Here is a 26125-nt window from a genome sequence, read left to right on the forward strand (position 1 = left end):
ATTGGTATTTTAACGCTCCGCTTAAAGTGGTCGCTAAACCTTGGCTTAAGTTCTTGGTGGTGGCTGGCTTTAGGCTTTCTGCGATCTTAGCATCATTCTTAAAAAGCTTATGAAAACCGCTCGCTATTGTTTGGAGTTGGTAAATTTAGGGGGTTTGTTAAGGCAGGGGGAGTATTTAGGCAAGGCAAACAGCAAAATTATAGCAAACAATATTTTGGCTAAAGTTTTTGCTATAAGGCTACTTAGCCATGAAAAATGCAATGTCTTTAATCTATCGCTTCAAATCAATTGTTCAAAAAACATGCCACCTAGCATAAAAAAAACAAAAATCCTTGAATCAAGCCCAAGCTTGAGGGTTATCGGCTTGAAGTGTTCTTTTTCTTACAATTTTTATCAATGTCAAAATCACATGCTTTTTGCATGTATTCTTCAGCCTTTTGCTTATCTTTTTCCACGCCTAACCCATACCGATAAGACTCCGCTAACCCTTCATAAGCTCTAGAAGAACTCATATCAGCCGCCATTTTATAATAGACAATCGCCTTATCTTTATCTGGTTCAATACCCAACTGATCGTTCCCGCTATAATAAATATCCCCTAAAAGGATATAAGCTTCTACATTACCCTTATGCATCGCTTTTCTAAAGCATTCTGTCGCTTTCACATAGTTGCTTGGAACTCCCCTACCCTCCATATACATGATGCCTAAGTTGATATAGGCGTTAGTATAGCCTTTCTCTGTAGCTATTCTAAAATACTCCACGGCTTTCTTTTCATCTTTAGGAACGCCCCTACCCTCTTTATACATCACGCCTAAATTGTTATACCCTCTAGGTATATCGTTATCAACCGCTTTTTGAAAATATTCAGCCGCTTTCTTGTAATCTTTAGGCACACCCCTACCATTTTCATACATGATCCCTAAAAGAACATAAGCAAGCGGTTCGCCATTTTTAATAGCGCTCTTATAAAAAGAAGCCGCCCGCTCATATTCCTTATTATTATAGGCTTCCTCCCCTTTATAAATATAATTCCTTTTTTGTTCAAGATGTTCTGCACCAAGAGTGCTAAATAAACATAAACTTGCCAAACAAATCTTCAAGGCTAATTTGCTTGCGTATCCCATTGTTACTCCTCTGCTATTAATAAGATCAAACATAATATCAATGGCTACCAAATCTTAAAAAAGAAATTGCATGCGTTCTAGAACCAGCAAACATTCTCAAACTCCATTCTGCATACACCATTTTAGATCTAATATCATCTCTTGTAATGAGAAATCTTACACTATTTTTATGAATTTTAAAACTCAATTTAAGATTTTCTCGCTAAAAAAGTCCCCCCTCCCAAAAAAATAAGGCTAAATAGGATTAAAATTCTTTCCTTGGATCCGTTGCCCCATAGAAAACGCTCCCTTTAGTTTTAGGTAAAACTTGGATCGCATTCACATCGCCCATGACCGGCTTAGTAACGATTTGATAGCCCATTTTAGTGAGGTTATCTTTCACATCAGCGGGCATGCCAAACTTTTCAATCCTCAATTCATCAGGCAACCATTGCATGTGAAATCTTGGGGCTGAGACCGCTTCAGAAATATTCATGTTATAATCAATGACATTGGAAATCACTTGCAACACCGTAGTGATAATCCTAGACCCTCCAGGGCTTCCCACCACCAAAAAAACCTTATTGTTTTTCAACACAATCGTAGGCGACATGGAGCTTAAAGGGCGCTTATTGGCTTCAATCGCATTCGCATCGCCCCCTACTAAACTATAAAGATTAGGATTCCCAGGCTTTATGGAAAAATCATCCATTTCATTGTTCAATAAAAATCCTGCCCCATCAATACTAGCAGCGCTTCCATAAGAAGCGTTAATGGTGTAAGTAACGCTGACCGCATTCCCCCACCTGTCCGCTACAGAATAATGCGTAGTATTGCTCCCTTCATGCAACTGCCCCATTCCTGGTTTGATTTGAGAGCTTGGCGTAACCGTATCTGGCTGGATAGTGTCAAAAATCTTTTTGGCATACGCTTTATTAATCAATTTATCCACCGGCACTGAAACAAAATCAGCGTCTCCCATATAAACCGATCGGTCTGCATAAGCCTGGCGCATCGCTTCTGCAGCGATATGGATATTCTTAGAAGCCCCATACCCAAGGGCGCTTAAATCCGCATTTTCCATGACATTTAAAATCTGAATCAAATGCGTACCTCCCGAACTTGGCGGCGACATAGAAATGATCTTATACCCACGATAACTCCCCACCACGGGTTTGCGCCATTTCACATTGTAACTGGCTAAATCTTCTTTAGTGATAATCCCTCCGTTTTTTTTCATGTCTTTCTCAATAAGATCAGCGACTTGCCCTTGATAAAAGCCTTTAGTGCCTAGCGTTTTGATTTGATTCAAAGTCTTGGCTAAATCTTTTTGGACAAACAAATCCCCCTCTTGATAATCAAGATGCCCTTTTTTAAAAAAATACTTTTTGCTAGAACTGTATTTTAAAAACCGCTCCCTTGCTTCCTTTAGGGTTTCTGCTTGTCTTTGTGAAATCGCATAACCATTTTCAGCCAATTTAATAGCAGGATCAATGAGTTGCGATAGTTTTTTGGTGCCGTATTTTTTCAACATCGCTTCCATGCCTGCCACCGTTCCAGGAACTCCAGCCGCCAAATAGCCGTCTTCGCTGAGTTTAGGGACTACATTACCTTGCTTGTCTAAAAACATGTTTTTAGTGGCTTTTAAAGGGGCTTTTTCTCTAAAATCTAAGGCAACATTTTCACCATTAGCCAAATGGATAACCGCAAAACCCCCACCACCAATATTGCCTGCTGCCGGATGGACAACCGCTAGAGCAAATCCCATCGCTACAGCCGCATCAATCGCATTACCTCCCTCTTCTAAAACCTTTTGCCCAATTTCAGTGGCTAGCGGGTGGCTAGAAAGGGCTAAGCCTACTTTAGTGTTTTTAATGGGAGGGTAACTCGCCGCGCTCAAAGGGTTTAACAAACCCAAAGAGAGCGCTATCACGCCCAAGCCAATCGTCTTTAAAAAACTCCGTCTCATCTGTTTTCCTTTCAATCAACAATAATCGTTATTATAGCATAAGCTTTACAATGCACTCTCTTGCTTATAGCCTATAAAAGCTATTAAGCATCATTGTTAATGAGTTTTAAAATAAATAGAGTTCAAAAAATAAGTTTAATAAGGCTTATTTGATAAAAACGCTATGGGTAGAAAACTTATTGTTTAATCCCCAATAAAGTGTCTATCATCCGATCAATGGCGCTAATGACCTTAGCGTTAGCCGCATAGCCGCTTTGAAACTTGATTAGATTCACCATTTCTTCATCCACGCTCACTTGCGAAATAGAGAGTTGCTCTTTTTTAATGGTTTCTAACATGCTCTTTTTAGTGTCCAAGATACGCCCTGATTTTTCAGCGTCCGTGTTGATTCTACCGGTTAAAAATTGATAAAACTCGCTGATTTTCATTGGTTTGATGTCAAACTTGTCGTTATAAAAATCCACGCTATCGTATTGCAATTGCTGCATCATGTTCGCCACATCAAAATTCCCGTTAATGGGGGCAAGCCATGGGCGGATAGTGGTAGGCTCTTTTTTGTATTCTTTATTCAAGCTGATATTAGAAGCGTCATCGCCTTGAAAAAACGGGTTGAGCTTTAACGCTCCCATAAAATTCGTGCCGTTATCTTTCATAGAAACAAACAACCCTTGCGAAGCGTTTTTAGGCTGGATAACAAACTTTTTAGTCTCATTGTTAAAGCTCGCTGTGAAATAATCATCAAAATCGTTTTCGGTGTTATTATCTTGATTGTCATCGGTGTTAGCGTTAATGGCTTGGATAATATCGTTCATGGTTGTAATGGGCGTGATAGCAATGGTTTTTCTGGCGATTTCTTTACCATCGGTGTTGTAAGCGATTAAGTCAAACGAGCCGTTTTTGATATTGTAGTTCGTGTCTTTAAAGGCTTCATCGCTATTAAACTCCACAGGCTCGCTCTCAATATGATGACTCGCGCTTTGAGCGTAAATCGCATTAGTGGATTCTATCAAGCCCCTAGCAAAAGAATCCAACAAATCAATATAATCTTGCAACTTGCCCTTTAAAGTCCCGTTAGAGCCGTCATTATACACATTCAATAACGCCCCCACTTTCCCTTGATTGAGCTTGTCAGTAATATTAGTAACCTTAAAATCATCGCTTTGAAAATAAACCTGGTTCAAACCCCCTTTATTTTCGGATTCTTTAACCACTAAAGGATGGAAAATAGAGCCATCAATGATATTGAACCCATGCCCGATATTAAGGTTATAGCTCTCATCAAAATCCGCTGAGTCTTTATCGGTGAGCGAATGAGTTTTAATGCTGCTTTTAAAAACATTCCCCCCTAAAAGCTCTCGCAAATGGAATTCCAACTCATCTCGCTTATCCCTTAATTCATTGGCATGCTTTAAACTCTTGTTATTTTCCACTTCTTTGATGCGTTTATTGATCTCAGCGATTTGAGAACCCAAGCTATTGACTTCTTTAATCACGCTTTTTAATTCTTCACTTGCCTTATGCTGTAAGGTCGTTAATCTTTCTCTGGTGTCTTTAATGTTGTGCGTTAAAGCTTCTGTTTTTTGAGCGAGAGCCTGTTTTTGAGCGGAGTCTTTGGCGTTTTTAGACAATTCTTTCCATGAGTTAAAATAATCTTGCAAATCCGTAAAAAGGCTCGCTTCATCAATGTCCGGAAAATACGCGCTCGCTTCTTTTAAATGCGAAAACTCTGTATCGTAATAAGTGTTTTCGTAATTAGCCTTCGTGTAACGAGCAAAAACAAACTCATCATGCACCCTTTCAATGGCTTCTACATCCACGCCCATATTCACATTTTTAGTGCCATACATATAGGCCGCTTGGGGCTTTGCGATCACGCGCTGACGGCTATAAAATTCATCGCTAGCGTTAGAAATGTTATTCCCGGTAACATCCACCATGCTCTGATGGGCTTGTAGGCCCGTGTAAGAAGTGTTGAGTGAAGATAAAATCCCGCCCATTTTACGCCTGCACTCTTAAAAAATGGCTCCCCACATGCCTAGAGCCTTTATAGTCGCAAGTGTCATGGGGAATGATTTGTTGGATGAGCGAAGAATAAAACTCAGAAACCGCAAACGCCATGCGCGAATAAATCAAGTTTTTTTCTTTCAAAACAAACAAGGACTCTCGCATTTGGTTTAAAAAATCGCTCGTTTTTTCGTCTAATAATTCACTCATTTCTTTATTAGGGAATTGATTTTTTAAAGATAACATTTGCGCATCTATATTCGCTTTTTCTTTCTCAAAAGCTTGAATCGCTAGCTGTTTTTGATGGTTTCTTTCAAAAATTTCGGTGTGTTTAGCGAGCTTGATGTCTCTTATATCGCGCTCCGTTAAATCAATCAATGCTTTCAATTGGTTGAGCGCGTTTTCTAAATGAGAATGTAAAACGACCATAACAAATCCTTTAGCTCTTGTTTCAGCCGTATTCAAGCAAATACTATGCCATTTTATTTGATGATAAAACCCAATTTCTTAAGGGGATAGGGGGTATTTTGAAATCATTCTCCCCTTAAAGCTCCCTTATTAAATCGCCTTTAACATTTGTTTAGCGATTGCAGCAATCGCATTCACGCTCATCGCATTCCCTGCTTGCGATAGCAAATGGCTTTCTTTAAAGTTAGGATTATCTTTAATCTTAGCGATCAAATCCCTAGGAAATCCTTGCAAAAGCAAACTTTCAGTTGCGTTTAATTTTTTGATTTTGCCTTTTTGAATATAAAATAGGCCATGCCGAGAAGTCCTTAAAGTAGGAAAAACATTAAAATACAACCTTAAATCAGATTGTCTTGTGTCTAAAACGGCGTTTTCTAAAGTTAAAATATTCTCTAAAAAAACCCGGTTATGGTTGTATCGGTTGTGCAAGTATCTTTGAAATGCAGCGTTATTAATATCCAAATAACACTCATTATCAGCGTCTAAAAAATATTCAAAATGATAGTCATTGGCTAAACCTAAAGGAAAGACAAAATGATATTTCAAATCCTTTCTAAACCCTACGATATAAAGGCGTTCTCTCTTTTGGGCTAATTGGAAATCAGCGCTGTTTAAAATTTGATAATAAGTTGTATAGCCCGCTTCTTGCAAGGCCTTGATAATGGTTTTAAAAGTTTCTTGTTGCTTATGGTTGATCAAGCCCTTAACATTTTCAAGCAAGAAACATTTAGGCTGTTTAACTTTTAAAATGCGAATAAGCCCATAAATAATCGTCCCTCTCTCGTCTTCAAGCCCTTTCCTTTTGCCATTAATAGAAAAAGCTTGACAAGGAAACCCGCTAATGAGCACATCAAAATCGGGCAAATCATTAGGGTTGATTCGCATCAAATCCCCAAAATTACGGGTATCTTTAAAAAATAATTCATAAGTTCTAAGGGCTTCATGATTGATTTCTGCATGCCCTACGCATTTTAAATGGCATTGCTCCAAGCCCAAACGGCCTCCACCAATACCAGAACAAAAATCCATAAAAGTTAAAATTCCCAACCAATCATTCCTGACACACGACTAAAAACACGCCCTATTTAAGAAAGCGACAAACTCATTTCAAAACATAAAAAACTAAAATTTAAAATAAAAAACGACTGCAAGAAGAACCCTCCTAGAAATGAAGCCCTTAAACCCCTAGCTTATCCCCAATAAATCCTGTGCCATTTTGTGAGAAGTCTCATGCAAGTTGATTTTATACTGGTTATTTTCAATCGCTTTCTTGATTTCAGCTACCCTATCAAGAGCAACCTCATTGTTTTCAACTTTTTCATTCTTTTCCACACGCTTATAATTCCCCAAAGACTGCACCGGAGCAAGAGAAGAAACGGCATTAATCATTGTAAAATCCTTTAATTTGATATTCATTCCATTACAGCAAGTATCGGCAAAAAAGAAAAAAAGTTAATGGATTTTTGAAATCTGTTTTTGCAATTCCTTACCAAATTTCTTGGTGGTGGTGATGGGTTTTTTTCCGGTTTCTGCCACAGAGCCAAACGATTGCGATTGCAAACTTTTAAACATAAAAAACATTAAAAAAATTAAAATATAACAAAATAAAAAAAAGCAAATGGTAGGGAATAGCCAATTTTTGAGATTAGAACTATTCATGACCTTGCCTTTTAAAGACTCCTATACCTTATACCCATGCGAACATGAGCAACCACAGCCCCCACCTTTCTTTCCGCCATGACCCCCATGACCGCCACAGCAACCTGTCCCACCGCCATGGTGTGAAGCTAAAATTTCTTCTTCGCTCACTTCCCTAAAACCTAAAACCTTGAAACGAAACGCTAAAGTTTTCCCGGCTAACGGGTGGTTATAATCCACCATCACATGCGTGTTGCTAAAGTCTTTGATAGTGGCTTGAATGGTTTGGTTGTCTTCAGTTTGCCCAAAAACGCTCATGCCTTTTTCTAATTCAATGCCTTCAAATTGATCTCTAGGGACTTCTTGCAAATAGCTGCTTTCATAAACCCCATAAGCTTCTTCTGGGGCGATAACAACCTCTTCCCACTCGCCAATTTGAGCCTTTAATACCGCCTTTTCTAACCCTGCTATGATCTGATTAGCGCCTATAATAAACTCTAAAGGCTCTTTAGAAATATTGCTGTCTAGCACTTCGCTAGAGCCTTGTTCTCTCACTTCATATTCAATCAAAGCGGCTTGTTTGATTGATTCTAAATCATGGTTTTGCATGGTGGTGTTTCTCCTTGTTTTCTAAGATTTTTTGTGCCATTTTAGCTTGTTCGCTTGAAGGATACAAGTGTTGCAAAGTGTTTAAAAATTTATAATAGTTTTGATCGTCTTTGATTTTTTTAAACGACCATGCCGTATGCCACAAAAGCACAGGCATGTAAGACGCTTTTTTATTTAAAAGAGCGCTCTCTTTGTAATACTTGATCGCTTCTCTATATTTCTTTTCTCCATAAGCCACTTCTCCAAGCACATAACGCACATAATAAAGTCTGTAACTATTGGCTTCTAACCACAATAAACGCTCTTTGGCTTCTGCATAGGATTTGTTTCTAAAAAAAGACAGAGCTTCTTGAAAAATCTCTTTTTGCTTAGACAAGTCTTTATCAAACTCAACTTTCGCCTTTTCTTGGATTTTTTTCTCTTGATTTTTTGAGGCTTCGGCTTTTAAAGAGAGGTTTTTATTGGCCGGAACGCTTGATTTGAGCGGCTTTTCAGCTTTTTCCTCTTGTTCTTTGAGGGCTTTTTGGATTAAGGCGATTTGCGAAACCAAATCCTGGCTTAACTTGGTCAATAATTCACTCATCTCTTTGTTTTGCTTGTCTAACTGCTGGATAGCTTGCTGGTTAGCGTGGATCTCATTCCTCAAATCCTCTAAAGTTTGCGATTGCTGCTTTAATGTGTTAGCTTGCACTTCTTGCGAGGCTTTTAAGGCTCGCAAGGATTCTTCTTGGGAAAGGATAGCGTTATTGAGATCTTTAATCTTATTAGCCTGCCCCTCATAAACGCTCCTTAGACCCTCTTGAGCTTGAGTGTTAGCCTCTACTTGCGAATGGATTTTGGTCAAAATATTAGAAAAATTCTTACTATTGACTTGCAACTGCTTGAGTTCTTTTTTAGTAGCCCCGCTTTGCAAATCAAACGCTGAAGGCTCCCCATTGAGAAAAAAGGGAGCGATAAAAGGGATAAAAAAAAGCCTTTTCATCCTAGAATTACTTCACTAATTTGACATCCACTCTTCTGTTTTCTTTGTAACATTCTCTAGTTTTTTGGGTGCATTTGGGTTTGGTTTCACCAAAACTGATGGTTTTGATCATATCTTTTTCTACCCCTTTAATGACTAAAGCATTTTTCACGCTCAAAGTCCTTTTAACGCCAAGCGCTTGGTTGTATTCGCTAGAGCCAAATTCATCGGTATTGCCTTCCAAAAGCACTTGCATGTGGTTTTCTTTAGCTTTTTGCACGATTTCATCTAAAGTCTCTTGATCGGATTCTTTGATCTCATACTTGTCAAAATCAAAATAAATAGAAGCGATGATAGTCCCGCTCTCAATAGCCGGTTTTTCTTCAACCACTGGAGCTGGCTCTTGTTTAGGCTCTTCTTTCTCTGGAGCTGGCTCTGTAGTAACAGGTGCAGTCTGAACCGTTTTAGCGCTCACATCGCCAGCCACAGTCTTATTATCCATTTTATGACTACAGCCAGCTACCAATAAAAAAGCTACCAAGAAACTAAATACAGAAGATCTCTTCATTATAAATTCTCCAAGAATCAAATTTTAATAAGTGTAAATATTAACTCACATTCGCTTAATTTAACCTTACCAATCAAAGGCTTGTATTTTCACATTCTTTAAAGGGAATAAAAAACTCTGATTATAGTCTAGCAAAATAAGCCCCATGGCGTATTCTTGGGGTGTCTTTTTGATATACATGATATTTCTCCCATCCGTAGAAAAACGAGGCATCTGGTTAGAGCCATTCACGGTAAGCCTGCGGATATATTTGCTATTTAGAGTGATCAAATTCAAATTAAACACCGTTTTGCCAAATTCATTAAGGTTTTCCCGGCTCACATACACAATACTATCTTTATAAGCGTCAATGGATTCATTGCTTCTTCCTTCATAAAGGAGTTGCTCCGCGCTCTCTTTTAACCCCAATTTCTTCATGTAGATGTTAGGATAACCGGATCTATCCGAAACAAAAGCCATAGACTTGTCATCTTCTAAAAACACTCCTGAGACATCTATCCCAGGATAGCGCGTTATTTTGGTCTTAGTTTTTTTATGCGTGTCATACAAATACACATCCGGTTGGCCATCAGGGGCTAAAGACATTAAAATTTTAGAGCCATCAGAACTCACGCTAGAGACCACAGCCATTCCTTGAGAACTAGCGATATTTTCATGAGTGGCTTTTTGAATGTTGTATTTTAAAATCATGGGCGTTCTTTCGCCATATTGCGTGTAATAAAACTCCGTTTGTTCAGCGTTCGCCCATTTAGGGAAAATATTGAGCCTATTGTTTTTGATGATTTCTTTTTGATAACGCATCGTATAATCGGCTAAGGCGATATTTGTGATTCCTGGTCCAATGTATTTAGAAAAAACAATAAGGCGCTTCATCCAAGCGATAGAAGGGGCTTTTAAATAATCATTCACCACAATGGCCATGTTGTGCGCTGCAAAAGGGTATAGATCAGCACTTAAAATGGGGTAGTCAAAAGTTTTAACAAGAGTGCTTGTATTGACATCATAAAGTTTTAATCGTGAAATTTTATTGCCGTTTTCTACCGCCACGCTCACCAGCGCTATAAGTTGGAATTTTTTATCTTTAAGTTCTGCGTAATTGATAGCGCCTTGATCCTTGTTTTGAGAAACATCAAAATGCTGGCTAGTCTTTAAATCATTCGCTAAGACTTCATGCAATTTTAAAGCGTAATTGGCATCGTTATCTATAGAGTAGCGCACTTCAATCTTAGGAAGTTTTTGAATGGTTTTAATAATATCTAGTGTTTTATCTGTTGCAAAAAGCCCTATAGTATATATTAAAAAAAGCCATAAATACCTCATTGTTCTTCCTTAGTGGTGAAATTAACTTGAATAGAAATCATGTTGCCTCCAGGATATGGGGGGAAATCCACTTTCTTTAAATCATTTAAAAGGGTCATCACACTTTTGTTATAATCCTTAAAATCGGAGTAACTAAGAATGGTATAATCAAACTCTCCATCTTTAGTGATCATAATCAGCGCGCTCACTGAAGCCTTGTGATAAAAAACCCCTTTCCAACCTTTATATAAAATCTGATAGATTTGAGCATACCACTCTTGATAGGCTTTTTCATCAACCCCATCTTGTTTAGGGATTTGCAAATCTAAAGTTTTGTTTTTAACGCTTTCTAGTTTTTGTGCGAATTGATCCAAATTCTGTTGCAAACCTTTCAACATCTCTTGATTTTTTTGGTTTTGCTTTAAGCGTTGCTGCTCTTTTAAACGCCTTTGCTCTTCTTCTTGCTCATTTTTTTGAGCGTTTGTGTCTGTCTTTTCTTGAAAATCATTGAGTGAAGAAAAAATATTTTCAAGGCTTTCTTCTTGTTCTTTAGGATCAATAAAATCGCCCTCCTTATCAGTTGTATTTTTTTCAACTACTTTTTCATCTTTTTTTTCTTCTGCTTTTTCAGCGATTTTTTCATCTTTTTTTTCATCGCTTGGCAAATCTTCTAAATTCAAATCAATGACTTGTTCGTTTTTTTTGCCCAAATCTAAAAGGATTTTCTCCGCTTCTTTATTGTGCCTTTCTAGCAACAAACCATATAATAACAAAGCATAGAGCAAAAACGCTAAAAAGCCAGAAACAACAAAGATCGCGCTCTTACTCATGCAAATTAGCCCTACTTTTTAAGGACTTGTGATTAAAGAAACTTTTAAAAAACCTGCTTCTTTAATCGTTTTTAACAAATAGATCACTTTATCATAAGTCAATCGCTTGTCCGCGCGGATACTAACCCTAGTATCTTTATCGTATTTCTTAGAAAGCAAGTTGAAAGTATCCGGGAAGGAGTTGTATTCATAGGTTTGACTATCTATATAGATTTTTGCGTCTTTATCCATGCGGATCTCTATCATTTTATCTTGAGTGGCTCTAGCAGTTTTTGAACCAGAAGGCAAAGCAATCTCTTCTTTATAAGTGAGAGTGGGCGTCGTTACCATAAGAATAGCCAATAAAACAAGCATCACATCCACTAAAGGCGTGATATTGAGTTCTGGCTTGTCTTCATCCCAATAGTTATCATAATTCATAAAAACCTTCTAACTCCCTATTTAAGATATTTATAAAATCCCCTTAAAGCTTTATTTTTTAGAAGACAAAATATCCACTTGCATCTGCACATAAACCGATAAATCATACACCTTGCGTTTTAAAATCAAGTAAAAAGAATAGGCTGGAATGGCCGCTAAAATCCCTGCAGCGGTGGCAATAAGAGCCTTAGAAATAATGGGCGCGATCACCCCAAAAGAAGCTTGACCTAACGCGCCCAAATTGTTAAACGCTTCTAAAATTTCAACTACCGTCCCAAACAAGCCAATAAAGGGGGCTGTAGAAGAGATAATGCTCAACACCACTAAACCCGTCGTGCTTTGTTTAAGAACTTGATGTTTCCAAGCTTGCAACAATTCATTAGAATAGGTCTCATCATTTCTTTTTTTATTAAACATAAAATGCTCTGGAGCGTCTTGCACTCCATTAAGAATGTTAGATAAAGATTGCATCTCGCGCCTGAGTTCAATCTTTAACACAATGCTTTTATACAAAAAGACCCATAAAGTCATCACCAAATAAAGCGAAATCCAAACTAAAACAAGCGTGGTAACAAACCCGCTCTTATTGAAAAAATAAACGATTGAATCCAACATGATTATCCCCTTAAAGAGACTCAATCTTAGCCAGCACGCTAGAGACCGCTAACCTGTCAGAGCTTGCGTCCTCTAAAAGCTTTTTAGCCCTAGAGATAGCATCGTCTCTGTCGTCTGATTCTCTTTTAATAAAGACCGCCCCATCGGCTAAAATATCCACCCGTTCATTAGTAACTTCTGCATAGCCCCAATTGATCGCAATGTGCTCTTTTTGGTTTTCTGTTTCAATCTCAACCACTCCTGCCTGAAGCAAGGTGATCATGTTGCTATGCCCATAAAGCACTCCAAATTCCCCTTCAACTCCTGGCAACACAACGCTTTTAACCTCTCCTGTATAAACTTCCCCCTCAGGAACTACCACACTAATTTTCAACAAAGCCATCACAAAACCCTTAGGAATTTTTCATGTTTTTAGCTTTTTCTAAAACCTCTTGAATGCTGCCCACCATGTAAAATGCGTTCTCAGGAATATGATCGTATTTGCCTTCTAAAATCCCTCCAAAGCCCTCTAAAGTCTCTTGGAGGGTCACATACTTACCGGGACTTCCCGTAAACACTTCAGCCACAAAAAACGGCTGGGATAAAAACTTCTCAATTTTTCTGGCCCTCTCAACAATCTTTTTATCCTCTTCGCTCAATTCGTCTAATCCCAAAATCGCAATAATATCTTGCAAATCCTTGTATTTTTGCAAAACTTGCTGGATACCGGTAGCGATTTCATAGTGTTTCTCACCGATCATTTGAGGGCTTAAAATCCTTGAAGTGGAATCCAAGGGATCAACTGCAGGATAAATCCCTTTTTCAGCGATCTTTCTGTTCAATACCGTAGTCGCATCCAAATGCGCAAACACCGAAGCAGGGGCTGGGTCAGTCAAGTCGTCTGCTGGCACATACACCGCTTGAACCGAAGTGATAGAGCCATTTTTAGTGGAAGCGATACGCTCTTGAAGTTTCCCCATTTCCCCGGCTAGCGTGGGCTGATACCCCACAGCTGAAGGGATACGGCCTAATAGCGCGCTCATTTCCGCACCGCTTTGAGCGTATCTAAAGATGTTGTCAATAAACATCAACACATCTAAGCCCTTTTCATCACGAAAATACTCCGCCATCGTCAAGCCGGTGAATGCGATGCGATTCCTAGCGCCTGGTGGCTCATTCATTTGCCCATAGCACAGCGCGACTTTGTCTAAAACGCCCCCTTCTTTCATCTCAAAATACAGATCGTTCCCTTCTCTGGTGCGCTCCCCTACACCTGCAAACACCGAATACCCGTTATGCTTATAAGCCACATTGTGGATAAGCTCCATAATGATCACCGTTTTCCCCACGCCAGCCCCACCAAACAAGCCTACTTTACCACCCTTAGAATAAGGCGCGAGCAAATCAATGACTTTAATGCCGGTTTCAAACATTTCTGTTTTAGTGCTTTGTTGTTCAAAACTAGGGGCTTTTCTGTGAATGGGCCAAGTTAAGGACGGCTTAAGAGGCTCTAAATTGTCAATACTCTCGCCCACAACATTAAAAATACGCCCTAACACTTCTTCGCCCACAGGCACTTCAATCATCCTGCCACGAGCCTTCACCACTTGGTTACGCACTAAGCCTTCTGTCATATCCATAGCAATCGCTCGCACCCGATTACCGCCCAAATGGGCTGCCACCTCTAAAACTAAAGACTTTTGAACACCATTGACTTCAAAATTAATGTCTAACGCTTCAAAAATCGCCGGTAGATAGGATTCAAATTCCACATCTACCACAGGGCCTAAAACCTGAATGATTTTACCTTCCATCGCTTTCATCGCTCCTTATTTTAATGTAATTTTTATTTTAGGGCTTCTACGCCAGCATTGATTTCTACTAGCTCGGTCGTAATCGCCTCTTGTCTGGCTTTATTATAAGAAATGGTTAAAGTCTTAACCAAATCTTTAGCGTTATTCGTCGCTGTATCCATAGCCTGCATTCTAGCGCTATGCTCTGCGGCTAAAGAATCAATCAAAGCGTAGTATAAACTATACTCCACATATTTTTCTGCTAAAGAGTCTAAAATTTCATCTTCACTCCCGCTTGGCTCACTAGTAATGGTCTCTTGAGACTCACTAGGCTGGGGGTTTTGGTGGATGATTTTATACCCAATAGGCAAAATTGTTTTGACTCTTGTTTCTTGAGTGATCATGTTTTTAAAGCCATTATGAATGATAATCACCTTATCGGTTTTCCCACTCAAATAATCCTCTACCACTTTTTTCATGAATTCCTGCGCGCGTTCATAATTAGGCATAGAACTCAAATTATTGATCTTGTCTAAAACCTCTATCCCATTAAAGCTAAAATACTCATTACCCTTTTTACCAATACCGCGCAAACGCACTTTAATGTCTTTTTCTTTGTATTCATTCGTGCATGCTAAAACTTTTTTAATGGTATTGGTGTTAAAGCCCCCACAAAGCCCCTTATCGGCTGTGATAAAAATAATATCCACTTTTTTGATTTCAAGTCTTTCTAGTTCCCTAAAATACTTGCTTTGAATGTCTTCAATCCCTTGATTTTTCATCTTGGATAGCACATCATCAAACACAGCGTCTAGTTTCATTGCATACGCTCTAGAATTTCTTGCAACTTCTTCGGCCTTTCTTAGCTTGGAAGTGGAAACGAGTTTCATCGCATGCGTGATTTTTTGCGTGTTTTTAACGCTTCCAATTTTCTTTCTAATGTCTCTTAAATTCGCCATATTCTAGCCGTCTCCTACTCGCTATAAGTGAGCTTAAATTCCTCTAAAACTTTTCTTAGCATGGCTTCCAAATCCTTATCTAGCACTTTTTTAGTGTGGATTTCTTCTAAAACTTGGGGGTATTTTGCTTCCAAGAAAGGGTGCAGTTGCTCTTCAAAATCCACGACTTTTTTCACGCTCACGCTATCTAAAAAGCCCTTAGCCCCAGCGTAAATAATGACCACTTGCTTTTCAATAGGCAAGGGCGAATAAGGGGCTTGTTTCAGCACTTCTACCATGCGTTGCCCCCTTTCTAATTGCTTTTTACTCGCTTCATCTAAATCAGAAGCGAATTGTGTGAAGGCTTGCAACTCTCTGTATTGCGCTAAATCCAGGCGCAAAGTCCCTGAAACCTGCTTGGTCGCTTTGATTTGAGCGGCCCCTCCAACCCTTGAAACCGACAAGCCCACATTGATAGCCGGGCGGATTCCTGAATAAAACAAATCCGTTTCTAAGAAAATTTGCCCGTCTGTAATAGAAATGATATTCGTAGGGATATAAGCTGAAACATCGCCCGCTTGAGTTTCCACAATAGGGAGTGCGGTCAAAGAGCCAGCACCCTTTTCATCGCAAAGTTTAGCCGCTCTTTCTAAAAGCCGTGAGTGGATATAAAACACATCTCCAGGAAAAGCCTCCCTACCTGGGGGTCTCCTCAAAATCAAAGAAATCTCTCTGTAAGCGACAGCATGCTTACTCAAATCGTCATAAATGATTAGGGCATGGCGGGCATGATCTCTAAAGTATTCCCCCATAGCCACACCTGAATAAGGGGCTAAATATTGCATCGCAGCTGAATCTGAAGCCGAAGCGTTGATCACGACGCTGTATTCCATCGCCCCGTATTCTTCTAATTTGCGGACCACTTGCGCAACAGTGGATTCTTTTTGCCCAATAGCCACATAGATACAGATCACATTTTGCCCTTTTTGGTTAATGATCGCATCGATCGCTACGGTGGTTTTACCGGTTTGTTTATCCCCAATAATCAATTCCCTTTGCCCGCACCCAATAGGCACCAACGCATCAATGGCTTTAATACCAGTTTGTAAAGGCTCATGCACAGATTTTCTGTCCATAATGCCCGGGGCTTTTTGCTCGATGAGACTAAACTCATTCGTTTCTATCTCACCCTTGCCATCAATAGGCTCACCCAAAGCGTTCAACACGCGCCCTACAACCGCATCGCCAACAGGAACTTTCATCAAACTCTTCGTGCGTTTAACGCTAGTCCCCTCTTTAATATTGTTGCCAAAACCAAACACAATCACGCCAACGCTATCTTCTTCTAAGTTAGCCGCAACACCTTTATCCCCTGTTTCAAACTCCAGCACTTCATACGACATCACACCATTTAAGCCATAAACCTTAGCCACACCATCAGCATATGAAACAACTTTTCCTACTTCAGCCATATCGCAATCAAGTTCAAAATTCTTGATTTTTTCTTCAATAACCGAGCTGATTTCTTCCAATTTTAGTTGGGACATTATCTTTATCTCCTTAGATTGATTAAATAGATTGAATAACCTGTTTTTCTATTTTCTTTAAAATATCTTCTTTAGAAAAGCCTATTTCTAAATCCAGGCTTGAAACGCTCAAAGAAACCCCCTTTTTAGACCAAGTGTCTTGAGCGATTTCTACAGGAGCGTTAAAACGCGCTTGCAATTTTTGTTGTACTTCTTCTAGCTCCTTATTTTCAAGCTTTTGCGGAACTAAAAGCGTGGCTTCTAAAGTCCTTTTAGAATCAAAAGACAGCTCTTCAGCGACTAATTCCAACATATCAAGCCGGTTATTTTTTAACACCACTTCCATTACAGGCTTTAAAACTGAACATGCTTTTGTGGAGGTTATTTTTTCTAAAACTTCTAACACAATCTCTTTTTTAACTTTTAAAGAAACATGGGCTAACACCTGGTTGAGTTTATGCAATTTTATGGCTTCTGCTGCATTTTTAAGCCCCACAACGATTTCTTCCAATAACGCTAAATCGCCTTTAGTGTGGTTTTTCAACGCCTTAGCATAATGCTTAGAGATCACTTTTAAATCTTGCATTTAAAGCCTTTGTTTCAAAATATTCACGCAATCTTGCACATTGAAAGACACTTTTTTGCTCTCTCTTAGATCTTTAAAAACGCTTTCAACCAGCTCTCTTTTGATCTTTTTAACTTCTAAATCCATCAACGCCTTAGAATTTTTGATCAAATTTTCCACATCCATTTTGGTTTGCAATTCGTATTTTTGCGTGATCGTGTAGGCTTCTTTATTCGCATCAGAAATAATCAATTCAGCTTTTTCTTTGGCTTGCTCTAATTCTTTAAGGAGTTTTTTCTTATTTTCTTTACTCACTTTAAGTTGGGCTTGAATCTCTTCTAATCGTTTGGAGATTTCAAGGCTTTTAGAGCGTAAAAATGAACGCAGTTTTTTAGCCAAAAAATACCACAAAATCCCCGCAAATAAGAGGAAATTTAAAGATCGCTCTATAATGTCCGTTTGTGAAATATCCAATCCAGTAGCGCACAAAGGGCTTAAAAGGATCAAAAACCCTAACACCATTTTAACTAACACCATCTATCAACTCCCTAAACCCATAGCCACACGCTTGTTTAACTCGTCTTCAAATACCGGCATTTGCACTTGCAACTGCTCTTTTAAGACTTGCTTTTCATTTTGTAATTGCTTTGCGAACGCTTCAAACTCTTGATTGAGTTCGTTCTCTTTTTGCTTGATCACAGCGTCATAGGACTCTGTGGCTTTTTGAATCGCTTCTGCTATCATTTCTCTGCGCTTTTCAGCAGCTTCCTTAAGAAGAGTCTCAATTTGATGGCCAATCTCCACGCTTTGGGTGTTATCCGTTTTGATTTTAGCCAAGCTATCCTTTATCTCTGCCTGTCTGTTATCCATAAAAGCCAACAAAGGCCTATACACCCAAACATTCATCGCCCATAACAACAACACAAACACTACAAAAACGACCGCCATTAAATAGGGGTTAACCGATATATTCATAGCCTATTTCTTTCCTAAAAACCTAAAAATATTTGAAATTCGCATTTGTTATAAAAACATTAACTCTATCTTAACAAAAAATCGCTTAAAAACTGAGAATATCTAAGCATTAAGACATCATTTTTTTCACAAAAGCCTCTAAAAGAGAATTTTTATAACATCGTAAAACTATTTTATTCCCTTTTAAAGCCGCTTTAAGCTTGTAACGATCCCACAAACTTTGATTAAAGCGCTCTAATTCATCTTCAGCGATGAGCGTTTGGGTTTCCTTGAAACCATGTTTTTTATTGTCAAAATTTGCGTTTATTTTAAAATCACGCGTTAAATCTTCTGTTTGGCGCACGCTGAGTTTCTGCCCTATGATGGAATTTAAGATCAATTCTTGTTTTTCTTCATCTAAACCCACCAAGACTTTTGCATGCCCTGAGGTGATTTTTTCTTCTAAAAGAGCGTTTTGAACCTTAGAAGAGAGCGTCAATAAACGCATGATATTAGCCACATGGGCTCGGGATTTTTTAACGATTTTAGACAGCTCTTCTTGAGTCATTTGATAGCTTTCAAGCAATTCTTTATAAGATCTAGCTAACTCTAAAGGGTTTAAATCTTCTCGCTGGATATTTTCAATCAACGCCACTTCACGCATTTTTTCTTGCTCAATATCCACAACAATCGCCTTAATCGTAGGCATTTTAGCTAATTTGCTCGCTCTTAAGCGTCTTTCACCGGCGATCAAATGGTAACGCCCATTCTCACTCACCACCAAAACCGGTTGCAACAAACCATGTTCTTTAATGGATTGCGCTAATTCTTCTAAGGACTCTTCGCTAAAGATTTTTCTGGGCTGGTAAGGATTAGGCATCACCTCATCAATACCAAGCTCCACAACCCGATTCGCTCTTTCATACAGCCCTTGCTCATACACTTCATTGATTTCAGGGAAAATATCCGCTAAACCCCTACCCAACACTTTATTTTTTGCCATATGCTACCCTTGAAGAATGCTTTGAGCTAATTTTTGATAAGCGATACTGCCATTAGATTTAATATCATAGAGTAAAATGGGCTTGCCAAAACTAGGCGATTCCGCTAGTTTCACGCTTTTAGGGATCATAATATACTCTCCTGTAGCTGAATCTCTAAAAAACTCTGAGTCAAAATACTTAAACAATTCCGCTAAAACCCCTTTTGTCAAATTGAGTTGAGGGACATGCATTGTGGGTAAAAAACCTCTGATTTTGAGCTTAGGGTTCGTGCTTTTTTGCAGCATTCTAATGGTGTTAAGCAATAATTTAGTGCCTTCAAGGGCAAAAAATTCGCATTGAATAGGAATGATCACCGAATGGGCTGCTGAAAGCGAATTGATCGTGAGAGGCCCAAGAGCTGGCGGGGAATCAATAATAATATAATCATAAAGCCCCACCACGCTCTCTAAGGCGTTTTTGAGCATGAGCTCGCCTCGTTTGTTCTCATCTTGGCTGTCATAAAAGGTTTTTTCAAACCCGGCCAAACCCAAATTAGAAGGCACTAGATCCAAAAAAGGCATTTGGGTTTTTAAGATCACTTGAGAAATTTGCTTACGGCCAATCAGCACATGATAAATATCATAATCAATTTTATCGCGCCTAAAACCCAAGCTTGAAGTGGCGTTGGCTTGAGGGTCAAAATCAATCAACAAAATTTTTTTTTCATGTGCCGCTAAAGAAGCCGCTAAATTAACCGCTGTTGTCGTTTTGCCCACACCCCCTTTTTGATTAGCCACTGCAATGATTTCATTCATCATACTCACGTCCTATCATAAATCTTACCTTTAATACAAACACGGCCGTCTTCTAACAATTCCGCATCTTTCAAACTCACCGCTTCGCCGCAATCATTATGGAAGCTAAAAGAGTTGTTTTTATGAAATTCTAACGCATACTTACTTAAAACTTCCCCCCAAAACAGATTTTCTTCTATTTTTTTTAAAAAGCCCTCTATAATCCAATCATCGCTCGCGCCAATATCTAAACATGCCCATTTTGTTGAAACCTTATTCACGCCAATGCCGCACACCCGCATGTCTTTATAAGCATTAACCAGCACGCCCCCTATTTTTTGACCCCCTAAATACAAATCGTTAGGCCATTTAAGCCAGGTTTGAGAGCCTAGCTCTTTTAAAACCTCTTTGAATAAAAACCCCAAATACAAAGCGTTCGCTTGCATGGGCAAATCTTTAGGCAAATCGCTTGCGTTTAAAGCGAGCGAAAAAGTCAAAGCACTTTCCACACCCTCCCAAATATTCCCCCTACTGCCTATCCCGGCGCTTTGGTTTTTAGCCACAATCAAAACAGGGGCTTTGAGCGCATCGTTTTTAAGTTTTTCTAAAAGATAGGTTTGCGTGGAAGGCAGGCTCTCAAAAACCCTTTTTTCACATTTTCTCATGCCAAAATACCGCCCACTTTCAAACGCTTGCCATTCAAATAATCCTTCGCTTTCAAAGGCTTTTTACCCACCGCTTGCAACCTTGCTATACGCACGCTGCCTTTCAAGCAGCCTACAAAAACGCCTTTTTCATCAATTGCTAAAATCTCGCCTTCCTTGTGGCTCTTTTCATTCTCCACCAACCCCACTTCTAAAAGCTTAAGGTTACTTTCTAAAAAGATTTCTGGCCAAGATTTAAACGCAAGCGATTTTAAAAACAAGCTTTTAGCGTCTTTAAAACCCACTAAACCATCAGCTTTGGTGATTTTTTTACAAAAACTAGCCTGCATGTGATCTTGAGGCTTTCTTGTGATGGAATAGAAATTTTTGAGCGTTGAAAGAAGCAGAGTCGCCCCCATGCACGCTAATTTTAAACTTAAAGCGTCTAAATCCAAATAATCTTCTCTCAAAAAAGAAGCGCTCTCTAAAATATCCCCGCTATCCAATTCCAAATCCATAAGCATGGTGCTTATGCCATAAATCCTATCGTCATTGAGTATCATCTCATGAATGGGCGAAGCCCCCCTGTATTTAGGCAATAACGACGCATGCACATTAATACAAGGAGCGATGGTTAAAACCTCTTTAGACAAAATCTTACCATAAGCCACCACCACGATAAAATCAGGCTTCAAACCTTTTAAGATTTGGACTTCAGGCTCTTTCAAACTTTGCGGCTGGAAAATGGGGATATTTAAATGATTTTCTAAAATGTATGTTTTAGTCTCTGGGGCTTTCAATTCTTTTTTGCGCCCAAAAGGTTTGTCCCTTTGAGTGAATAGCCCCACCACTTCTATATGGTTATTTTTATTTTCAACCAACGCCCTTAAGATCACTTCAGCAAAACCAGGCGTTCCCATAAATACAATGCGCATGTTATTCCTTGTTTTTAATTTTTATCTTTTATAATGCCATACTTTCTTTCACGATCCTTAAAAGCTTTTTCACCTCCCTCTAATTTCAATAAATCCTCTTTATATTCATTGCTCTCAATCGTAAAAGATTGCGCGACTATCTCATTATTCTCATTTTTTAACTGAATAATTAACTCTGCATCAGCGTTCAAAACAAAATTAGCGTTATGGGTGGCAAAAATAATTTGTCTTTCTTGCTTCCGTTTTTTGATTAAAGCAACTAAATAATTAGCGATTAAGGTGCTATCCAAGTGTGCTTCTGGCTCATCAATGATGATAGGGTTATTCCCTAAAGATAAAAGGACAACCAATACAGCAGTGCATCTTTGCCCAAAGGAAGTTTCATTTAAAGCTCTTTTGTCATAACGGACTTCAAAAATTTTATATTTTTCAACATTCCTTAAATGTTTGAGAATGAGAAGCCGATAGATTTGAAAATGAATTTCTCTATCAAATATATCTTTCATGGTTTCATAAAATGCCGCTTTTTTATTTTCAATTAGACTATCAAGCCTTTCTATAAAATCTGCATGTTGCATATCTATAATGTCTTTTAATTCAATTTCCTTTAAATATTCCTTGATTTTTGATTGGTGTCTTTGGATATTAAAACCCTTATCCACCAACTTATCAAAATCCTCAAAAACCCCTTCAAAAACATCTTCATTCAAACGATATTTTATGGTAATTGGTTTCACTTCTTTATGATTTTTTGAAATTTCTTCAAAAGTCGAATTGATTTTGCCTAATTCTTCATTGATTTGTTGTTTAAACTCTTCAATATTTTTATCAATATCTCCATAAGAAAAACCCTTTATTTTGTTAGCAATCTCTTTCATTTCACGCTCTAAATCATCAATGTCCATTTTTATGTTTGCTAAATGGTAATTAGCGTTTCTAATATCTCCTATATTTTCATCGCTCACGCCTTTTTCTTTAAGAAATTCCCCAATCTCTTGGCTCAATGCTTCGTGTTCTGTTTTTAGCGTTCTTATGTTCTCCTCATCGCTTTTAAAACACCCGTTTTTTATATTTATATCTATCTGTTCAAGTTCCTTACAAATATTTTGTTTGAGTTGGTTATAGACTTTATCATAGCTATTTTTTTCTTCCATGTTTTCTTTTGATTCAAAATTCACCACCCGTTTTAATTCTTCAATAAAAGTCCAAAACCCCACTTTAGATTGTTCTAAATCAATTAGCACTTGGCGTTTTGCTTGCAATTTGTCTTTTTTGTCCAAATAGTTTTTATCTGTAAAAGCATCTATAATGCTTTGGTATTTCTTTCTTATTTTTTCGCTCTCTTTTAGTTGTTCTTCTAGTTTGGTCTTTTCTTGCCAATATCTAATTTGCTCATCAAATTTTTCAATGCTTTCTTTGATTTGCTTTTCTAACTCCTTAAGTTTTCCACTTGACTTGCTATCTATTCGGTTAAAAATAGCCTCTGTGAATTTTGAAACATTAGTAGCAAATTCTTCTACTTCATTTTGAGCTAAATACTCTACGCTATCCACTATGTCTATGTTTGGCTGTATTTTTAAAGACTTTTGAATTGTTTCAAGCCTTAAGCCTTTAACAAAACTTTTATTTTTAATTGCTGATGCTATTAATTGTAACAAAGTGCTTTTACCGCTCCCTCTACCTCCTATCACACAAGTAAAATACGGACTAAAAAATAGCGTTTCATTAAATCCTGCATAACAAAAAGGAATCTCTCCTTTTTCATTGGTGATCTTTACCGCTTCATCAAAGTTTAACTCTATGCAATCTATCTTATACAAAGGATTTTGAGGTTTATTTTCGTTAATACTCACTCTTGTTTCTGGCTCATAAATAATTTGTTTTAACCCCTCAAAGGTTTTTTCTGCTTTTATCCAAGTGTATTTTTTCCCTATTTGCTCCTCTTTGTGGGCATCGCTACTCTGTAAGAGAGATTTGTTATGTTTAAGCCAAAATTCTCTATCCTTTTTAAGATTTTCTTGGTTATCTGATGAGTGGATTAAAAAATGCGACTTATTAGCTATTTTTTTATCATTACTGCTACTACGAGAATTACCATGCCCTCTTGATAAAAACCCTAATAAATACTTTCCTCTCAATTTTAAAGACTCTTTTTCTAAACATTCCAACAATTTATCAAAATTAACTACCGCTTTATCAAAATCATCCTTTTCTAAATCTGCAAGTTGTTTCTCAATTCCACCAACATTGGCATCTGCATTCCTTAAAAAATTGTCTATTTCTTGTTGTGTAACCTTATCTGAAAAAATAATATGGAAATCCAAACACTGATCTTCCTTATTTTGATAATCCAACCTAACTTCTAAATTATAAAAAACCTTGATGCTTTTCTTTTCTATTTTTTCTTTTAAATCAAATTCTTTCTCATTAAACTTAAAATAGTTCGTTAATCCAATGCAATCAATTTGGCTATCGCATAATTTTTGTATAAACTCCTCTTCAGAACATTTATATTCCTTTTTTAAATTTGTACATGGCGTATGCGCATGCAAATCCCATTTATGCCAACTTGAACCTTTACTATGATCTTTATTGCCCATATTTTCTCCTAATATAATATTATCTCAAAGTGCACCACTAAAACTAATCTTCTAAATCCTCCCCATCATACCCAAGCTCTAGCGCTTTCACTTGCCCTATCGCATTACCCGCAATGCCCTTGATAGAGCCATACATGTTAATCGTGCCCTCAAACACTTTGTCAATTTGTTTTTCCCTGCTTTTCCAGATCCTAGCCATCGCGCGTTTTTCGCTTTCTAAATCCGCTCTCAATTGCTCAAACCCCTCTATAATCGCATTCACTTGCATAGAAAATTCAGAGCTTGTCAAATAATGATAGAGCAGATTCACTTTATCGCCCTTATTTTCCTGACTTTTTTTAGCCAAACTCACTTGAATAACCCCTTCTCTTAACACCGTGCTCAACCCCTTAAACTCTTCAAACGAACACACCCACACCCCCTCAAATAACCCCATTCTCTCCATCTCTTTAGGCAGCACTTCACTCACAATGACTCCCACATCAGCCCCAATCTCTCGCATGTCGCTTTTAAGCTTTTCAACCCAAGCTTTTTGAAATTCTTTAGTGCGTTTGCTCTCATAATAAATTTTCCCGCAATTTTGAAATTCCCTGGTATGCACCACTTGAATGCAATCGCCCCCTCTTTGCCCTTTTTTGATTTCTTCAATGCTATCTAGGGGGAATTTTTGCCTCAAAAACTCTTCAATCGCTAACTCTTGCACCTCGCCCTGGAATTGCTGCGAGCTTAACTCCGCCTTTCTTTGAGCGTTTTTCAACTCGTTTCTTAACATTTCTAATTGCTCTTCTTGCTGCTTGAATTTCAATTCATTTTTTTCATGCAAGGATTTTTCTATTTTTTCCCTTTCCAGTTCCAATTTTTCATTCAATTTTTTTTCATTTTCAGCTTTCAAGCGGCTCTCGGCTTCGTTATTTTCTCTTTTGAGCCTTTCAATTTCCGCTTCTTTTTGGTGCAATTCCTGGACTTGTTTGGACTTCTCGTCTAATTCTTTTTGCAACAATTCCAAGCCCTTTTGCTGCTCTAAAAAAGCGTTTTTCCTAGCTTCTTCAATGATTTTAGCCCTTTCATCTTGCAAAGCTAAAGCACTCGCTTGTTTGACCGCCTCATCAAATTGAGCCTGTTGCTCTTTCTCTCGCTCTTTTAGGGCCTCTTCTTTTTGCTCTAAATTTTTGAAATAGCTTTGATACTGCACTCTTTTTGCATTCACCTCTTTTTCAAACTCTTTTTGCTGGGCTAAAAACTTATTTTGATTTTCTAGCTCAATCTGTTTGTATAGTGCTTCACTCACATTAAATGGCTCTTGACACTTGGGGCATTTAAAAGGAATGGTTTGATTTTCTTGCATGGTTTTCCTTTAAGATTTGGTTTTTTATATTTTATAATAGAATGGGATCAATTTAACTTAAGCAGGTTTTATCCAATAAGTTCAGTAAAATAGGGCTTTAAACAAGGCAAAAAATACCCTTCGCATAAAAATTACACTATAAATGAAGAAAATGAGACAATTGAGGTAATGATCGATCAGTTGCAAGTTGTCCCAAAAGAGCAAGTCTTAGAGAACAATAGGGTAGAAAGAAGTCTTGCATTAGCATTACAAAAGGCGTCCATCCCCAGACCCATATCGGCGCATAGAGCTTTACTTATCAATTATTTTTTAGAACAAGTTATTTTACAAAACCAATCTGATGAAAACAAAAGTATAAAAACAATTGCTTTTAGAGGTATTATCAAACTCACTCCACACAATAGAAATCCCTTATTAAAACCCTACAGCACATTTATTACGCTCAATTCCATTATAGAATTTAAAACAGCAAACAAGAAAGCACTAACTTTAATTAAAGAGCAAACAGCAAGCAACCAAAACACAAGAAAAACAAAGCGAAACAACAAAAGCCATAAGCAGTAAAAACCAAAAACAAGTATT

At 38.0% G+C, this 26125-nt stretch carries 27 protein-coding genes and 2 pseudogenes; 2 read left to right on the plus strand and 27 right to left on the minus strand.

The features are described from left to right. Positions 1 to 109 precede the first annotated feature (109 nt). Positions 110 to 353: pseudogene (locus FIM66_RS08350) on the plus strand (hypothetical protein). A 3-nt stretch (positions 354 to 356) separates the two neighbouring features. Here FIM66_RS08350 and FIM66_RS07500 read toward each other — a convergent pair. The 27 genes from FIM66_RS07500 to FIM66_RS07630 form a co-directional block, all read right to left on the minus strand. Then, on the minus strand, positions 357 to 1127 hold the full coding sequence (locus FIM66_RS07500) for an HP1117 family Sel1-like repeat protein (RefSeq protein WP_140600345.1): 771 nt from the start codon (positions 1125 to 1127) through the stop codon (positions 357 to 359). A 244-nt stretch (positions 1128 to 1371) separates the two neighbouring features. Continuing rightward, positions 1372 to 3075: a gamma-glutamyltransferase gene (gene ggt / locus FIM66_RS07505; RefSeq protein ID WP_140600336.1), complete on the minus strand. Its 1704-nt coding sequence runs from the start codon at positions 3073 to 3075 to the stop codon at positions 1372 to 1374. A 176-nt stretch (positions 3076 to 3251) separates the two neighbouring features. Then, a complete protein-coding gene (gene flgK / locus FIM66_RS07510) occupies positions 3252 to 5072 on the minus strand; it encodes a flagellar hook-associated protein FlgK (RefSeq protein WP_140600337.1) in 1821 nt (606 codons plus the stop codon). Between the two features lies 1 nt (position 5073). Next, on the minus strand, positions 5074 to 5508 hold the full coding sequence (locus tag FIM66_RS07515) for a hypothetical protein (protein ID WP_120937793.1): 435 nt from the start codon (positions 5506 to 5508) through the stop codon (positions 5074 to 5076). Positions 5509 to 5637: 129 nt separating this feature from the next. Further along, positions 5638 to 6594 (minus strand): DNA cytosine methyltransferase, encoded by a 957-nt coding sequence (locus tag FIM66_RS07520; protein WP_423752423.1) that lies wholly within the window; start codon positions 6592 to 6594, stop codon positions 5638 to 5640. A 138-nt stretch (positions 6595 to 6732) separates the two neighbouring features. Then, positions 6733 to 6936, minus strand: coding sequence for a flagellar biosynthesis anti-sigma factor FlgM (locus FIM66_RS07525; RefSeq protein ID WP_001847242.1), 204 nt, complete (start codon positions 6934 to 6936; stop codon positions 6733 to 6735). A gap of 63 nt (positions 6937 to 6999) precedes the next feature. Beyond that, entirely contained in the window at positions 7000 to 7206 is a 207-nt protein-coding gene (locus FIM66_RS07530) for a hypothetical protein (protein ID WP_001088955.1), read from the minus strand. A gap of 21 nt (positions 7207 to 7227) precedes the next feature. Continuing rightward, positions 7228 to 7794: an FKBP-type peptidyl-prolyl cis-trans isomerase gene (locus FIM66_RS07535; protein WP_140600339.1), complete on the minus strand. Its 567-nt coding sequence runs from the start codon at positions 7792 to 7794 to the stop codon at positions 7228 to 7230. After that, entirely contained in the window at positions 7781 to 8776 is a 996-nt protein-coding gene (locus tag FIM66_RS07540) for a hypothetical protein (protein ID WP_140600340.1), read from the minus strand. The genes FIM66_RS07535 and FIM66_RS07540 overlap by 14 nt, the downstream gene beginning before the upstream one ends. A gap of 7 nt (positions 8777 to 8783) precedes the next feature. Then, complete coding sequence (locus tag FIM66_RS07545; RefSeq protein ID WP_000831149.1) at positions 8784 to 9323, minus strand: outer membrane protein Omp18; 540 nt, start codon at positions 9321 to 9323, stop codon at positions 8784 to 8786. 66 nt (positions 9324 to 9389) lie between these two features. Next, a complete protein-coding gene (gene tolB, locus FIM66_RS07550) occupies positions 9390 to 10643 on the minus strand; it encodes a Tol-Pal system protein TolB (RefSeq protein ID WP_140600341.1) in 1254 nt (417 codons plus the stop codon). Then, entirely contained in the window at positions 10640 to 11452 is an 813-nt protein-coding gene (locus tag FIM66_RS07555; RefSeq protein WP_140479587.1) for an energy transducer TonB, read from the minus strand. The genes tolB and FIM66_RS07555 overlap by 4 nt, the downstream gene beginning before the upstream one ends. A gap of 18 nt (positions 11453 to 11470) precedes the next feature. Then, the gene (locus FIM66_RS07560; RefSeq protein WP_001105106.1) at positions 11471 to 11872 is read right to left on the minus strand and encodes an ExbD/TolR family protein; all 402 of its coding nucleotides are present in this window, start codon (positions 11870 to 11872) and stop codon (positions 11471 to 11473) included. Between the two features lie 51 nt (positions 11873 to 11923). Then, the gene (locus tag FIM66_RS07565; RefSeq protein WP_079361425.1) at positions 11924 to 12487 is read right to left on the minus strand and encodes a MotA/TolQ/ExbB proton channel family protein; all 564 of its coding nucleotides are present in this window, start codon (positions 12485 to 12487) and stop codon (positions 11924 to 11926) included. Positions 12488 to 12497: 10 nt separating this feature from the next. Continuing rightward, complete coding sequence (gene atpC, locus FIM66_RS07570; protein ID WP_001196333.1) at positions 12498 to 12869, minus strand: ATP synthase F1 subunit epsilon; 372 nt, start codon at positions 12867 to 12869, stop codon at positions 12498 to 12500. Positions 12870 to 12879: 10 nt separating this feature from the next. Next, complete coding sequence (atpD, locus tag FIM66_RS07575; protein ID WP_194146111.1) at positions 12880 to 14280, minus strand: F0F1 ATP synthase subunit beta; 1401 nt, start codon at positions 14278 to 14280, stop codon at positions 12880 to 12882. Positions 14281 to 14312: 32 nt separating this feature from the next. Beyond that, a complete protein-coding gene (gene atpG / locus FIM66_RS07580) occupies positions 14313 to 15218 on the minus strand; it encodes an ATP synthase F1 subunit gamma (RefSeq protein WP_140600342.1) in 906 nt (301 codons plus the stop codon). A gap of 14 nt (positions 15219 to 15232) precedes the next feature. Beyond that, entirely contained in the window at positions 15233 to 16744 is a 1512-nt protein-coding gene (gene atpA / locus FIM66_RS07585; RefSeq protein WP_078302962.1) for a F0F1 ATP synthase subunit alpha, read from the minus strand. 22 nt (positions 16745 to 16766) lie between these two features. Continuing rightward, entirely contained in the window at positions 16767 to 17309 is a 543-nt protein-coding gene (locus FIM66_RS07590) for a F0F1 ATP synthase subunit delta (RefSeq protein WP_140479591.1), read from the minus strand. Continuing rightward, positions 17310 to 17825 (minus strand): F0F1 ATP synthase subunit B, encoded by a 516-nt coding sequence (locus FIM66_RS07595; RefSeq protein ID WP_033617145.1) that lies wholly within the window; start codon positions 17823 to 17825, stop codon positions 17310 to 17312. Between the two features lie 3 nt (positions 17826 to 17828). Further along, a complete protein-coding gene (locus tag FIM66_RS07600) occupies positions 17829 to 18263 on the minus strand; it encodes a FoF1 ATP synthase subunit B' (RefSeq protein ID WP_140548755.1) in 435 nt (144 codons plus the stop codon). Positions 18264 to 18372: 109 nt separating this feature from the next. Beyond that, positions 18373 to 19245: a ParB/RepB/Spo0J family partition protein gene (locus FIM66_RS07605; protein ID WP_120928159.1), complete on the minus strand. Its 873-nt coding sequence runs from the start codon at positions 19243 to 19245 to the stop codon at positions 18373 to 18375. A gap of 3 nt (positions 19246 to 19248) precedes the next feature. After that, positions 19249 to 20040, minus strand: coding sequence for a chromosome partitioning ATPase Soj (gene soj, locus FIM66_RS07610; protein ID WP_001882895.1), 792 nt, complete (start codon positions 20038 to 20040; stop codon positions 19249 to 19251). Positions 20041 to 20045: 5 nt separating this feature from the next. Continuing rightward, positions 20046 to 20684: a biotin--[acetyl-CoA-carboxylase] ligase gene (locus tag FIM66_RS07615; RefSeq protein WP_140600343.1), complete on the minus strand. Its 639-nt coding sequence runs from the start codon at positions 20682 to 20684 to the stop codon at positions 20046 to 20048. Next, complete coding sequence (gene fmt, locus FIM66_RS07620) at positions 20681 to 21598, minus strand: methionyl-tRNA formyltransferase (RefSeq protein ID WP_140600344.1); 918 nt, start codon at positions 21596 to 21598, stop codon at positions 20681 to 20683. Before fmt ends, FIM66_RS07615 begins: the two co-directional genes overlap by 4 nt. Before the next feature lie 14 nt (positions 21599 to 21612). Then, a complete protein-coding gene (locus FIM66_RS07625) occupies positions 21613 to 24198 on the minus strand; it encodes a TrlF family AAA-like ATPase (protein ID WP_140479597.1) in 2586 nt (861 codons plus the stop codon). A gap of 43 nt (positions 24199 to 24241) precedes the next feature. Then, positions 24242 to 25543 (minus strand): DUF2130 domain-containing protein, encoded by a 1302-nt coding sequence (locus tag FIM66_RS07630; protein WP_121295180.1) that lies wholly within the window; start codon positions 25541 to 25543, stop codon positions 24242 to 24244. Between the two features lie 159 nt (positions 25544 to 25702). On the opposite strand from FIM66_RS07630, the pseudogene FIM66_RS07635 reads away from it, so the two are divergent. Then, positions 25703 to 25999 (plus strand): annotated as a pseudogene (locus FIM66_RS07635) (hypothetical protein); the annotation flags it as partial. Between the last annotated feature and the right edge of the window lie 126 nt (positions 26000 to 26125).

The organism is Helicobacter pylori, from assembly GCF_006439795.1.
GTDB classification, from domain to species: domain Bacteria; phylum Campylobacterota; class Campylobacteria; order Campylobacterales; family Helicobacteraceae; genus Helicobacter; species Helicobacter pylori_CR.